The sequence below is a fragment of the Arcticibacter eurypsychrophilus genome, from assembly GCF_001730525.1.
GTDB classification, from domain to species: domain Bacteria; phylum Bacteroidota; class Bacteroidia; order Sphingobacteriales; family Sphingobacteriaceae; genus Arcticibacter; species Arcticibacter eurypsychrophilus.
Genome location: NZ_MDFN01000007.1, coordinates 1 through 12,957, shown reverse-complemented (window position 1 = coordinate 12,957; position 12,957 = coordinate 1). Strand labels below are relative to the sequence as shown.

The window sequence follows — 12,957 nt, the reverse complement described above, 5'->3', positions numbered from 1 at the left end:
CTACAAGTGCGGTAAGCGCTTTTATGGTATTGCTTTGTGACAATGATTTATTTTTTACGCTTTGTAAAAATCAACAATATCATGCTTATTGACGCGTCTTAGACTAGCTGGATATACACATTTAACTGCCCTTTTATCAACCTATTGTGAATTGAAGCCTGAAAATTTAAATCTTATTCTCTCCTATGTTAATAACTTGATAAGTTTCAGGGATTGTAAATTTGTTATACCTGAATAGTTACGAGGCTTTTAATATATCTTTTTCTTGCAAAATTTTTATTTAAGTTTTTTACCTGTAATTACGCTAATTACAACAAAAACAAAATTATTAACAAAAAAACAATGCCTAATTTTCTCTGTGTAACATCGAAATTTACTACCGACCTATACTGAAAACCTATGATAAATAAAGAAGATGAATCGCTCGATGAACAGAATGATGATAAAAATTCGAACGCGGATTTAAAAGGTCCTAACACTGTTAAAAATCCTGATGAATGGACTACTGGAAATGAACCGATGACCGGGGAGCAGCATTCGTATCTTAAGACATTTTCAGATGAAGCAGGTAAAGGTTTTGATGAGACATAAAACAAATTTGAAGCGTCGAAACGAATAGATGAATTACAGCATAAGACTGGAAGAGGACTGTAGCTCTCCTCAAGCTCTGAGAATGAAAAATTATCATTTTAAGCGTAATTAAATCACACTATATCCCAGGTCACACCATCAGAAACACCATGATTTGGTCATTCAATCCATATGTTCCCTATTGAATACGTCTTGGCTTGACCACTAATGAGTACCCGGTCGCCTCGGTCTCCACAATATAGTGTTCCAATTCGATCTGAGACCTGTAAAGCGTTTAGTTCGCTTTTATTAAGTCTTTTCGCCCAAAAAGGGATTAAAGAGCAATGAGCAGAACCAGTAACTGGATCCTCTAAAATTGAGGCTTGTGGTGTAAAAAAACGGGATACAAAATCACAGTTATCCCCCACCGCTGTTACTATCATACCCCCTGGATCAAGATTAATTTGATCAAAGAACATCCGGTCAATTTTGATATTCCTAACTTCGGTTTCATTGTTATAAACCAGCATATAGTCCCTTGATTTTAAAACTTCCTGAGGTTTAATGTTTAAAGATTTCAAAATCACTTCAGGCAAATTATCGGCAATGGGCATTCTTGATGGAAAGTTCATTGTATACGAATCGTTATCAACCGAAACAATCAAATCTCCACTTAAAGTCTTAAATGTAATTTCATCACTTTTGTATTCAAGGATTTTCTTTAAACAGTGTGCAGTTGCAAGAGTGGCGTGTCCGCATAAATCCATTTCAATTTCAGGTGTAAACCAACGTAAATGTATCTTTTCACCTTGATCTACAAAGAATGCTGTTTCTGCTACAGCATTTTCTTTTGCGATTTGGAGTAGAATATCGTCCGGTAACCACCTTTCCAAGGGCACAACGCAGGCTGGGTTTCCGCCAAATACCCGGTCTGTAAATGCATCAATTTGATATAGATTAAGCTTCATTGTACTAATTTTAATTTTCTTTTCATCATAATGTCGGTTTGCTCATCGTCTCCTAGTTTAAAATTGTGTTTACCAAACGCTACAAAACCGTTTTTTTTGTAAAAACTGATGGCTCTCGGTTTTTTTTCCCACACTCCCAGCCATACATAGTCTGCATCTGTATTTTGAGATATCTGCATCGCTTTATCGTAAAGCAGCTGTCCGATTTTCTTGGCGTGATAAGTCTGCAATACATAAATCCGTTCAATTTCAACAGCTTGATTATCTTGCAATTCTGTTTGTAAATTTCCGGTATTGAGCTTTAAATAACCGATGACTTCTTCGTTGAGAGTTGCAAAGTAGAATTGTGAAGCAGCTTCGCTCAGTTCAGCATTGAGCTTATTCAGGGAGAAGCTTTCTTTGAGATAGTTGGTCATATCGTCAGCAGTATTATGTACCGAAAAGGTTTCTGAAAAAGTCTGAACACCAATTTGCTGTAAAGCTTCAATATCGTTTAAGGTGGCTTTTTTTATTTCTATATCTCCCATTCCAATTATCGTTTAGATTTCATATGATTATTATCATCCAGCTTTAAACAGAAAATGGAGCCAGTCAAAGAATTGCAATTGATAACAGTGCAATACCGATGGCTGCAAGTATAAATGCTTGATTTAGCGCTGTTACTTTTGTTAATTAAAGGATTGTCTGAATGCCAAAGGTGATAAATTTGTCTTTGTTTTGAAAAACTTGCTAAATGATTGTGAGTGTTCAAAACCGAGCTTATAAGCAATTTCACTGACCGATAACGCTGTGATGGATAACTTTTCTTTTGCCTTTTCAATCAACTTATCATGGATGTGCTGCTGCGTACTCTGACCCGTTAATACTTTTAATAATCCGCTTAGATAGCTTGGTGATACATTTAGCGTTTCAGCAATATACTGAACAGTGGGAATTCCTTTGACAACTAAATCATCACTATTAAAATATTCGCCCAATACTTCTTCCAGACGAGCTAAAATTTGATGATTGGTTATTTTCCGTGTCAGGAATTGACGGTTATAAAATCGTTCTGAATACGATAACACCAGTTCCAGTTGCGCAATGATGATATCCTGACTGAATTTATCAATATTAGAATGGTATTCCTGTTGGATTGCTTGTAAGATTCCGACAATAATCTTTTCTTCCTTTTCGGAAAGGAAAAGTCCTTCATTTACCGAATAATCAAAATATTCGTATTGTTTAATATTTTTCGCCAAAGGCGTATTCCATAAAAAATCAGGATGAACGAGTAACATCCATCCTGATTGTTGTAAATGTGTATCTGTTTCGACAGTAAGCTGCAAAACCTGTCCCGGCGACATAAAAAACATGATCCCTTCGTTGAAGTCATATTCCTGTTGACCGTATTTCATTTTTATATTGAAATTCCTTTTCAGTGCAATCGAATAAAAATCTTTGACAAAACGCAACTCTCCAGACGATAATTCTTTTACGTCTTCCAAGTTGATCACACTGATTAAGGGATGCTCGGGCTTAGACAGACCGCGAAATATATGAAATTCGCTTATAGTTTTAAACCGCAGGGTTTGTGTATTTGCCATATTGATTTTAATTAATTTGTTGAAAAGCGGCAGCAAAGTCTTGTGCAAAATCGACCAATTTAACCTCACCCATTTTAGCTGGCTTATTTTTGTAATAATCTTCGGCAAGAAGACCGCTATGTAGTCCTGCATACATTTCCACTAAGCCAGCAGCAATATCTGGATTCATGCCAATTGAAACTAATCCATTGGTAGTTTCTTCATCTGAAATAACAATCCACTTCAAATCGGGTTTCCCAATAGCTTCGCCAAGGATCCGGGCAGTTTCATCTGCTGTAAGTTCTTCACTGGCAACATAACGTACTTTCCTTTCAGACGAATTTGAAACGAGTTCTTCTGCAACGGCAACGGCAATATCTTTAGGCGATACCCATGGTATCACATCTGAAGCTCCGTAGTTTGCTGCGATCATACCCATTGATTTGATCATTCCCATATAGCCAAATAAATTGTAAAAGAATGATGTGGGACGGATATGCGTGATTGAAATTTCTGATGGTAATTCATTCAAGATTTGTTCTACATCATGTGCTCCAAGTAAAATCCCATTGCCTTTTTCAAGATTTGCCCCGATGCTGCTAAGATTCACAACGCGCTTTACCCCTGCTTCAGAGATTGCTTGTTTGTAATTCTTCCCGAGCTGGCGGTAATAGTTTAGCAAATCCAGTGTAGGGTCAAAGTAGTTATTCGGCGGAACCATTGAATAAACTGCATCTGCGCCTTTAAAAGTTTCGGTTAGAAAAGCAACGTCTTCTAGCGAGCCAATTGCTGCAGTTGCCCCGAGCGCTTCAATCTCTGTTTGTTTTGCAGGATTACTACTGATTACGGTAATTGAATGTCCCTGTTGCACTAATGCTTGAGTAAGGGGACTACTGATGTTCCCTAAAGAACCTGTTACTATTATTTTCATAATTGCATTTTTGTTTTTCTAAAGGTCGGTAGCCAGTGATTAGCAGATGTATCCTAATCAACTTTTTTTGTAGTCAAAAATAGAATATGTTTATTAGATTTTTGCTATCTCTGTTTCCAAGACGGCAGAGAAAAAATATGCATCCTGCTTGTCACCTGGTTAACTGCCGGATTGTTTATAGCAAGGCAGTCAATAGTATAAATTTAAGCATATTTAGCAGCGAATTTTTCAATGTCTTTTGAATGCCTAATTTTTTGTACCCAAACTACTAATGTATCGCTCTAATTTTGATTGGATAGCTAATTTATATAACTTGGAGCAATAGCAAACCAGGCATAATTGCCACATTAAGCTTAATCCGACAGGATATACATGAAGATGGATACGAACAAGACCACCGCAACAATTCTGCAAACAAAACAGCATTTTGATGTTCTCGACGGATTAAGGGGCATTGCCGCCTTGGCCATTGTAACGTTCCATTTTATGGAATGGGCTTATACCGATGCCAGCAAGAACTTTATAGGCCACGGTTTTTTGGCTGTCGATTTCTTCTTTTGCCTTTCAGGATTTGTGATCGGATATGCCTATGACGACCGTATAGCAAAAATGGGGGTTCTCAATTTTTTTGTATCCAGGATCATCCGGCTGCACCCGCTGGTTGTAGCAGGATCGGTATTAGGCCTTCTGGCATTTTTGTTCGATCCATTTGGAGGCCATCCTGAATTGTATAGCACAGGTAAAATTGTTTTAGTTTTCATTTGCTCGGTACTGCTTATTCCCCTACCTGTAATAGCTGACCGTGGCTTTAACCTCTTCAGTTTTAATGCACCGGCATGGTCGTTGTTTTGGGAATACATGGCCAATATTGTTTATGCATTTGTGCTTTATCGGATTGGCCGCAGCTATCTGTTGCTGTTGACTTTACTTTCGGCCCTGGCCATTTGCTTTGTTAGTTACCGTTCGGGCAATTTGTTGGGTGGCTGGAGCGGCCCAACCTTTTGGGACGGGAGCGCCCGGATATCATATTCCTTTTTAGCAGGCTTACTTATTTACCGTTCTAACTGGATCATCAAAAATAAGCTCGGATTTATGGGCCTGGCCATATTATTGTTCCTGGCCTTTATCGTGCCATTCTCAAAATGGAACTGGTTATCTGAACCTTTTATCGTACTGTTTTACTTTCCTTTGCTGATAGCTTTGGGCGCAGGATCTGTGCTAACACCTGGCTTTAAAAAGTTGTGCATTTTTTCGGGAAAGATCTCCTACCCATTGTACATGACCCATTATGCGGTGTTATGGATGTTCGGCAATTATTACGCCAGCCATAAGCCTGGCACTCAGCAATTGGCTCTCATCATTATCGCCGGGCTAATCCTGCTGGTTGGAGCTGCATACCTGGTAATGGTAATTTACGATATCCCCGTAAGGAAGTATTTAAGCCATAAAAGGTTGGCTAAACAGAAAGCTGGCGGTGTTTAATATACCGTATTCTGATTAAGGAGGGTTGCAAATGAGAACAAACTATCAGCAGCAATTATGTCATAAAAGATTGAAAAGGAAGCGGCCTATATGCAGTTAAACTATACCCATTTCGCCTAATGTGTACAATCAGATTTGACTTTAATGCAACCAATCAATTTATAATCTTCATCAGCCCTATTTTTAACATGGATAAGTTCAGCCATGTTAACATTATCACGCAGCTGGAATCACTTCTTAACTATTCGGAATGCTTTTATTTCATTCCTTATATTTTCACTCCGCTACTGCTTTAGTTGTCAATCAAGCGATATCAATTGATTAGGTAAATTATCTTCTCCCCCCTGTTCGTAAGTATTGAACGATTAGGAACAATCCTTACACTTTCCGATAAGAATACAATTGAATCTTTCGACTTTATAACTTTCTGGAACCGAAAAGTGAACGAGTGCAGGAAGACATTCAATTGTTTGACAGCTTGAGCATCGGAAATGGAAATGGTTGTCGGGCAATTTCTGATCATCGCATTTCTTGCATATAGCAAAATACTGTTTACCATCATCAGCTATAATCTTATGGACAATTCCATCCTCACAAAATTGATTTAAGACTCGATAGATTGTAGCCCTGTCAATTTCTATTTCTATTTTGTGCTCTATTGCGTCCTGGCTCATTGCTTTGTTACTGGCATTAAGGACCGAAATAACAGCTTCTTTTGTTGGCGTACTCCTTCGTTTCATTTGGTATTGCGACTTTGTCGTTATTATTATTGCGATTAAGTTGCAATAATAAGTAGAGTTTCTAACTTTGCCAAATAAGCATGTAAAAATCGCAAGAGAGAAGTAGCCAAACAATTGGCCTTGCCTCGCTAATAAAAGGAATACAAATATGGAAGACGCTAAAAAATTTGAAGTGATAATTATTGGAGGAAGCTACGCAGGACTATCCGCAGCCATGGCATTGGGACGGTCATTGAGGGAAGTTTTAATAATTGATAGCGGACTGCGCTGCAACCGACAGACTCCCCATTCTCATAACTTCCTTACACAGGATGGTGAGAAACCAGGTGTAATTGCAGAAAAAGCGCGAGCAGAGGTATTAAAGTACAGCACAATAAAAATAATAGATGATCTGGCGGTTAGTGGGAAGAAAAATAAAAACGGTTTTGTAGTTAATACGCATACCGGCCAGGAATTCCAATCAAAGAAATTGATTTTTGCAACAGGGATAAAGGATATTATGCCAGATATAAAAGGCTTTGCGGAATGTTGGGGAATTTCTGTAGTACATTGTCCCTATTGTCACGGATATGAACTTCGCAGTCAGAAGACAGCTATTCTGGCGAATGGAGCAAGAGGGCTTCACCTGGCTTCGCTGATCAATAATCTAACAAATGATATCACGATTTTGACTACGTGCAAGGCTGATTTCAATCCAGAAGAAGTTTCTAAACTAAGTCAGCATAAAATTGAAATTATAGAGACTGAATTTTCTGAAATAGAGCATGAGAATGGACAAATAAGAAATGTAGTTTTCAACGATGGCAGCAAAAGAAGCTTTAGTGTACTGTATGCAGCTATTCCATTTACTCAAAATTCAGATATTCCACTCTCACTAGGTTGTGAATTAACAGAACAAGGTTATCTGAAGGTAGATAATTTTCAGGCAACAACTGTAAAAGGGATTTATGCTTGTGGTGACAATGCGGCTATGATGCGCTCTATCGCTAATTCTGTATATACTGGAAACCTTGCTGGTGCAATTTTAAACAAGGAACTTACTGATGAACAGTTTTGACCTAAAGTAATCGCAACCTTTGAATTGTCAATTGTTAATGTGTCAATTGAGAAAGAAAAGGTACTATGATAGATGAGCCCGAAAATCCTGATTCTGAAAAGTTAACAAAATTGGTAAAGAACTTTATAGATGACATCGTAAACGAATCTATAATCAACAATTATTTTTTAAGAATTCCTTTCTCCACGCTATCATTTATTAAACTTTCAGCATAATTCCAGATAGATCTCGAACCGTTTTCGATGACTTTTTTCTTATTATAAACTTTCTCGTAATTCACATTGAATTCAGCCCAGGTTCCACCATTGTTCGAAGTATTTTGCAGCAATGGTTCAAACCTGTCCATAGACCTTGCGAATTTTGCCTCTTCAGTAAACCCCTCTTCAAATTCCATCCATATATCTATAAATTCTTTTGCCTGGTTAGCTGGTAACAAACCGAAAATGCGTTTTGCGGCTAAAAGTTCCTCTTCTGTATTATCATGACTTTTAGTTGTGTCATAAAGAAATGTGTCACCTGCGTCGATTTCTACAATATCATGGATTAATACCATTTTCAAAACTTTAAGTACGTTAATCGGCTGATTTGCGTGTTCGGCTAAAATAATAGTCATCATTGCTAAATGCCAACTATGCTCTGCGTCATTTTCGCATCGATCACTATTAAACAGTTTAGTTTTGCGCTGGATATACTTTAATTTATCAATCTCCTTAATAAAACCTACTTGCTGCAATAAATCTTTAGTCTCCATTTTTATAAATAAATAGTAGGTCTGAATACAATGTAGTAAAAAATGCAAATACAATCATAGCCACTATTTAACATGGTTGTTGCTTCACGATATCTTTGATCAAGAACATATATGCTATCAAGTTTATGCTTCAAAAAATCGTTAATGTTACAAGATGCACACCAGCGGCTTTAATAGCTGAATTGAAAGCAACATCATCGGCATTCACAAGTTTAACTTTTGATAGGGGCAAGTGAAATCGTTTCAAGCATAAAAACGTAGAACTACTTGCCTGATTCAATCCGCAAAAATTGCTTATCCCATGCCCGCTGCTTTACCGGAAAATTCTGTGATCTAGTGGCTAATTCTCTATTCCAATTATTTTCATTAAGTAGCGCTTTCCGAAGCAATCCGGTTACCCCAATTCGTAATTGCTTGTAACACTGGAAGAAATGATTGTCCAAAATCAGTGAGACAATATTCAACCCTGATGGGAGGCTTTACACCGTAAACGGTCCGGGATACCATACCGTCTTTTTGCAATTCCTTTAGTTGCAGACTCAATGTTCTTTCAGTCACCGTAGGCATATCTTTCCTTAATTCACTATACCGCTTCTTTGAATCTTTCAGATGATAAAGGATAACAGTTTTCCACTTCCCCCCTATTATATCCATAGCCAGGCTTACGGTACATGGATACAACTTACCAGACATCTCAACAAGATCATTTTGACATTCAAATTTCAAGGTAATAAAGATTTAATATACTATCAATCTTGATAGTTATTGCAAAGATATAAACCTATATATAGTTTTGCAACTATAAAAAGTATAGTCTAAAATTAGTTTAATTAAAACGTATAAATATGGCATTAGTGATCCTGGCACATCCGAACTTTCAAAATTCTTTTGCAAATAAAATCATCATTGAGGAACTACTGAATAGTAATATGGGTATTGAAGTTCGTAATCTGTTTGACTTATATCCTGATTATAATATTGATGTTAAAGCAGAACAAACAGCATTGTTGGAGCATACTACTATAGTATTTCAATATCCCTTCTACTGGTATAATATGCCTGCAATCTTGAAACAATGGTTCGACGTTGTTTTTGAATATCAATTCGCATATGGATCAAAGGGTGATAAATTAAAGGGAAAGAACTTTTTAGCTAGCTTTACAGTAGGTGCGCCTAAAAATGGGTACCAAACGCTTGGCGACCATCACTTTCCCATTTTAGATTTTTGTAAAAATATCGAACAAACTGCATACTATGCCAAGATGAACTTTATTGATCCCATATATTTCCACGGAACGTCTACAGCTGCTGGCTATTCTGCAGAAGAAATTACACGAAGCGCTAAGGAACATTCTAAACGATTAATTTTATGTTTGGAAGAATTGAATAGAGAGTTACTCACAACTTTATAACCTTGTTCTGCATCTTAGAAAACGACTGTTTTTAAATTAAAAAATACCAAAAACTAATATCAAGACTATAGCTATGATAATGGCTATAGTCTTTGTAGCTACAGCACTATAGGGATAAAAAATGATATCAGAGTTATCTTTATAAGTTATATTACTTTTCCACTCCATCTCTAAAGTTATCGTAGTGGATAAAATCCCATGGCATTTCGTATGCTAATACTATTCAATCCTTTTTTGAGACCAACAGTAATACTTTGATTGTAGCTACAAACCCTAATACTCGAGGCTGCTGCTTTTGACTCAATTTCTGAACCATTCTACAAATTCCAAGTACAAACACCTATCCATCCGTTTATGAAAAATATTCCAGTGAGATAACATAGCATCACAATGATAAATGTCAGTAATGCTTTTAAGAATGTATTTGTTAAGGTATTCCATTGCCTAATAAGCTGAACGAGTGAAACTACAGTGAAAACTCCAAAACCTACACTGGCAAAAAGTATAAATAATGTTGTAGTATTTACTGATGCAAAGGCAACTTTATTTACCTCATCGGTCAGGACTAATTTTCTGTAAGACAGTAGGCCGCTTGCTGTTGCCATTGCTGGCATCCAGAGTAATGAAAATCTTTTAAGATTTATCTTTTTCAGAACCAAAAGGACAATACCAACGATTCCACATACCAGGGAAACAAGAATCGAAAAAAAGCCCAGGTAAAAAAGATATTGCTGCAGTAAGATTGGTGCTTTTCCGGTTTTTGTAAAAAAGAGAGAATTCGAATAACCCTGGATAAAAGGAACACCATTGTCATCTCGCGAAAGAATGAATGAAGGTATTATGTCAGATTGGTGCCTGAAAAGATTCTTCTCCACGTATATAAGTGTATCAATACCTCCACTGTTATTTTTCAGGATGATTTTATTTCCCAACAAGCTTAAATTAACCCCGTTAAATATTCTTTTAAGAAAATCCCAACGGTCGTTTTTAGGATTTGCAAATGCATAATACCCCGTAAAGGAATGGAAGCGGGCAAGGTTTTCCTGACTTTCTTTTGAGGGTATAATGCTAACATGCCTGGTGATAAATGACTCAATTATCTGAGAGATCCGCCAGTTATTTTCTCCTGAATTATTAGCGATAGCGTAGGCAATGCCATGCGCTCTGTTGTAAAATATCCAGGAATTGAATCCTTCGCCTAATCCATTGTGCCCCCTGAAAGTGATTCGATTGTTATTTGGGAAAATTTCGTTTCCCAGGGCATAGCCGGTTTGCAGTCCCCTTTTTGAAGCAAGAGAGCTGTGAATAATATCCATATCTACTATGGAAGTTTTAGGAATATCTATACCCTTATGATAATTCAACAAACTATTTAAATAGATGGCAATATCGTCAGCACAGGAAATCAGGTTGCCAGTTGCCCCATTACTCGACAACGTGTAAGGTGAAAGTACGACATATCCATTTCCATTAAAATGATAAGCCGTAGACAAGTTCTTTATTTTATGGTTGTCGCTTGTAATCAAGCTATTTTTCATTCCCATTGGCGAAAGAATGTTTTTCTCAATATAATTTTTAACACTCATTCCTGAAAATTTTTCTATTAGGTATCCTAAAACCTCATATCCGGGATTAGAATAAGACATTCGTTCTCCAGGCTTCCATCTGGAGCGAAGTGAAGATTTATGAAATTCCAGTGCTGCAAGTCCATGCAAACTTTTATTATCTGGCGCTATCATTCGCCCTAGCTGTACATCTTCAAAACCGGCCGTATGTTCGAGCAAATGCACAACCCGCAAGGGCGAGTCCTTTTCCCAAGGGCTCTCAAAAGGAATCTCCGGTGCGATTTTCTTTAGGGTATCGTCAAGCCTAAACCGCCCTTCACTGATTAGCTTTTCGATGGCCAGGGCAGTAAACATTTTGGTTACCGATGCGAATCTAAAGGATGTTTTTCCATTTACTTTCCTCCTGCTTTCGAGGCTAGAATACCCTATACCACCACTATAGAGTATACCATCCCGGTTTGCTATGGCAATCATAAGTCCGGGCATGTGTGCTTCCTCAATTGCCTTTTCTAGTTGCACCAGCATAGAATCAATGGCTGAAGCGTTCAGATCATGTGTGGATTCCTGACTAGCATATCCCCTCAAAGACAGGCATAGTAGAAGAATAAGTAAATGGCTAAGGTAATTTTTCATCTGATTTATAAAGTTTAAGCCAATCTCAAAAAATAATTCTTTAGAAATGTTCAATCTTATCCATCCGAACATCTTTCTTCTACGTAAAGATGATTATTCGCTGCCCGCTTTCTTATATTCAGAAGGTGTAAGCCCTGTAAGCTTTTTAAAAGCTGTATTAAATACCGTTTTGGAGTTAAAACCGCAGGCAAAAGCAATTCCAGCAATATTCAGATGCTGGCAATCCGCAGAACGTAGCAGAATCTTTGCCTTTTCGAGCCGGTATGAATTGATGAACTGATAAAAATTTTCATTAAAGCCTCTGTTAATCACAAAAGAAAGATCATGAACCGCGTAGCCCGTTGCATGGGCAAGTGCAGGTAAACTGAGTCCTGTATCCAGATAGATTTCTGTTGAACTCATAAAATTCTGGATTCTATTCTTAATAGCCTGGACTTGTTCCTCTTCGAGTCTGTCCTGAGAAAGGGTTTCATTTGTAGTTTCGAAGATATTATCCAGATCTTTTAAAACCGGTTCGCTATATGCGAAAACTTCCTTTTGTTTAAAGGCATAAAAAGCAATGAAGAAACTTGCCAGTAAGTAAGCTGGTGCTGTTATTTTATCTGTAAACTCAATATGAAAATAAACCGTATTTAACCATAAAAGGTACATCCCAAGCAAAAAGAAAAGAAGGTAATATAACCAATCAAGCTGAATGGATTGCAACTCAGAAGCAAGCAACTGAATGTTTCGTTGATGTCTTCTGATGCGAAAAAAAGCCAATAACCAATATACCAGAAATTGAATTTTCACGGCTAGTGTTAGTATAAATATTCTGTAGTTGTCAATAGTTGTCAGCGGCATGGGGTGCTCTTGCATAAAGCGTTTTGCCTCACTGCTATTAAAAAAGTATGGCAGCTGATAAAGCAAAAAAACCAAACAAGGTAAAAAATGGAACAATCCGATAATCTTGAAACTATGCTCCGGACTTGTAAAATAAACAACGCTTAAATATAGCGCAGGTGCCATTGCAAACAAAAACAGTTCACTTAATCCCCTAAGGTGTGGATATGCGATGTAGGTACCTGAATTATAAAAAACCACGTCCGCAAGGCTACAAAAAATACAAAAAATAAGCAGGGATAGCCACCTGTTCGCAATAGAGTTTAAGTTCAGTGGATTGCTGGCTAAAAGAATTGAAAGCAATAGAAGTGATCCACAGGTTAAGGTTTGAATAATCATCTATTAGCTTTACTTAAAAGGTTGTTTAAATTCATTGTTGTCCGATAAAAGTAAACGGGCTA

At 37.2% G+C, this 12,957-nt stretch carries 13 protein-coding genes; 4 read left to right on the top strand and 9 right to left on the bottom strand.

Translation table 11 applies throughout. The annotated features are described in order from the left end of the window. Positions 1 to 399 precede the first annotated feature (399 nt). Positions 400 to 591: a DUF3072 domain-containing protein gene (locus BFL47_RS05280; RefSeq protein ID WP_083257021.1), complete on the top strand. Its 192-nt coding sequence runs from the start codon at positions 400 to 402 to the stop codon at positions 589 to 591. A 158-nt stretch (positions 592 to 749) separates the two neighbouring features. On the opposite strand, the gene BFL47_RS05275 is transcribed toward BFL47_RS05280, so the two are convergent. From BFL47_RS05275 to BFL47_RS05260, 4 genes are all read right to left on the bottom strand, one after another. Next, positions 750 to 1,538 carry a PhzF family phenazine biosynthesis protein gene (locus BFL47_RS05275; RefSeq protein ID WP_069658765.1) on the bottom strand — a complete coding sequence of 263 codons (789 nt, stop codon included), beginning with the start codon at positions 1,536 to 1,538 and terminating at the stop codon, positions 750 to 752. After that, complete coding sequence (locus BFL47_RS05270) at positions 1,535 to 2,065, bottom strand: GNAT family N-acetyltransferase (protein WP_069658764.1); 531 nt, start codon at positions 2,063 to 2,065, stop codon at positions 1,535 to 1,537. The genes BFL47_RS05275 and BFL47_RS05270 overlap by 4 nt, the downstream gene beginning before the upstream one ends. A 141-nt stretch (positions 2,066 to 2,206) precedes the next feature. Then, complete coding sequence (locus BFL47_RS05265) at positions 2,207 to 3,124, bottom strand: helix-turn-helix domain-containing protein (RefSeq protein ID WP_069658763.1); 918 nt, start codon at positions 3,122 to 3,124, stop codon at positions 2,207 to 2,209. Positions 3,125 to 3,131: 7 nt separating this feature from the next. Beyond that, positions 3,132 to 4,034, bottom strand: a complete 903-nt coding sequence (locus BFL47_RS05260; protein ID WP_069658762.1) for an NmrA family NAD(P)-binding protein — start codon at positions 4,032 to 4,034, stop codon at positions 3,132 to 3,134. A gap of 378 nt (positions 4,035 to 4,412) precedes the next feature. Here BFL47_RS05260 and BFL47_RS05255 point away from each other — a divergent pair, with 378 nt between their 5' ends. After that, positions 4,413 to 5,516 carry an acyltransferase family protein gene (locus BFL47_RS05255; RefSeq protein WP_069658843.1) on the top strand — a complete coding sequence of 368 codons (1,104 nt, stop codon included), beginning with the start codon at positions 4,413 to 4,415 and terminating at the stop codon, positions 5,514 to 5,516. 365 nt (positions 5,517 to 5,881) lie between these two features. Here BFL47_RS05255 and BFL47_RS05250 read toward each other — a convergent pair whose 3' ends face one another. Next, positions 5,882 to 6,256 carry a Fur family transcriptional regulator gene (locus BFL47_RS05250; protein WP_069658761.1) on the bottom strand — a complete coding sequence of 125 codons (375 nt, stop codon included), beginning with the start codon at positions 6,254 to 6,256 and terminating at the stop codon, positions 5,882 to 5,884. 148 nt (positions 6,257 to 6,404) lie between these two features. Between BFL47_RS05250 and BFL47_RS05245 the strand changes: the two genes are divergently transcribed. Continuing rightward, entirely contained in the window at positions 6,405 to 7,313 is a 909-nt protein-coding gene (locus BFL47_RS05245) for an NAD(P)/FAD-dependent oxidoreductase (protein ID WP_069658760.1), read from the top strand. Between the two features lie 160 nt (positions 7,314 to 7,473). Here the strand turns inward: BFL47_RS05245 and BFL47_RS05240 are convergent, their stop codons facing one another. Both BFL47_RS05240 and BFL47_RS05235 read right to left on the bottom strand, forming a co-directional pair. Further along, positions 7,474 to 8,064, bottom strand: coding sequence for an HD domain-containing protein (locus BFL47_RS05240; RefSeq protein ID WP_069658759.1), 591 nt, complete (start codon positions 8,062 to 8,064; stop codon positions 7,474 to 7,476). Between the two features lie 366 nt (positions 8,065 to 8,430). Further along, positions 8,431 to 8,790, bottom strand: a complete 360-nt coding sequence (locus BFL47_RS05235; RefSeq protein ID WP_245681311.1) for a winged helix-turn-helix transcriptional regulator — start codon at positions 8,788 to 8,790, stop codon at positions 8,431 to 8,433. Between the two features lie 119 nt (positions 8,791 to 8,909). Between BFL47_RS05235 and BFL47_RS05230 the strand changes: the two genes are divergently transcribed. After that, on the top strand, positions 8,910 to 9,476 hold the full coding sequence (locus tag BFL47_RS05230; RefSeq protein WP_069658757.1) for an NAD(P)H-dependent oxidoreductase: 567 nt from the start codon (positions 8,910 to 8,912) through the stop codon (positions 9,474 to 9,476). A 317-nt stretch (positions 9,477 to 9,793) separates the two neighbouring features. Here BFL47_RS05230 and BFL47_RS05225 read toward each other — a convergent pair whose 3' ends face one another. Continuing rightward, positions 9,794 to 11,674, bottom strand: a complete 1,881-nt coding sequence (locus BFL47_RS05225; protein WP_170827275.1) for a serine hydrolase domain-containing protein — start codon at positions 11,672 to 11,674, stop codon at positions 9,794 to 9,796. 93 nt (positions 11,675 to 11,767) lie between these two features. After that, positions 11,768 to 12,466, bottom strand: a complete 699-nt coding sequence (locus tag BFL47_RS19730) for a helix-turn-helix domain-containing protein (protein WP_170827274.1) — start codon at positions 12,464 to 12,466, stop codon at positions 11,768 to 11,770. Positions 12,467 to 12,957 lie beyond the last annotated feature (491 nt).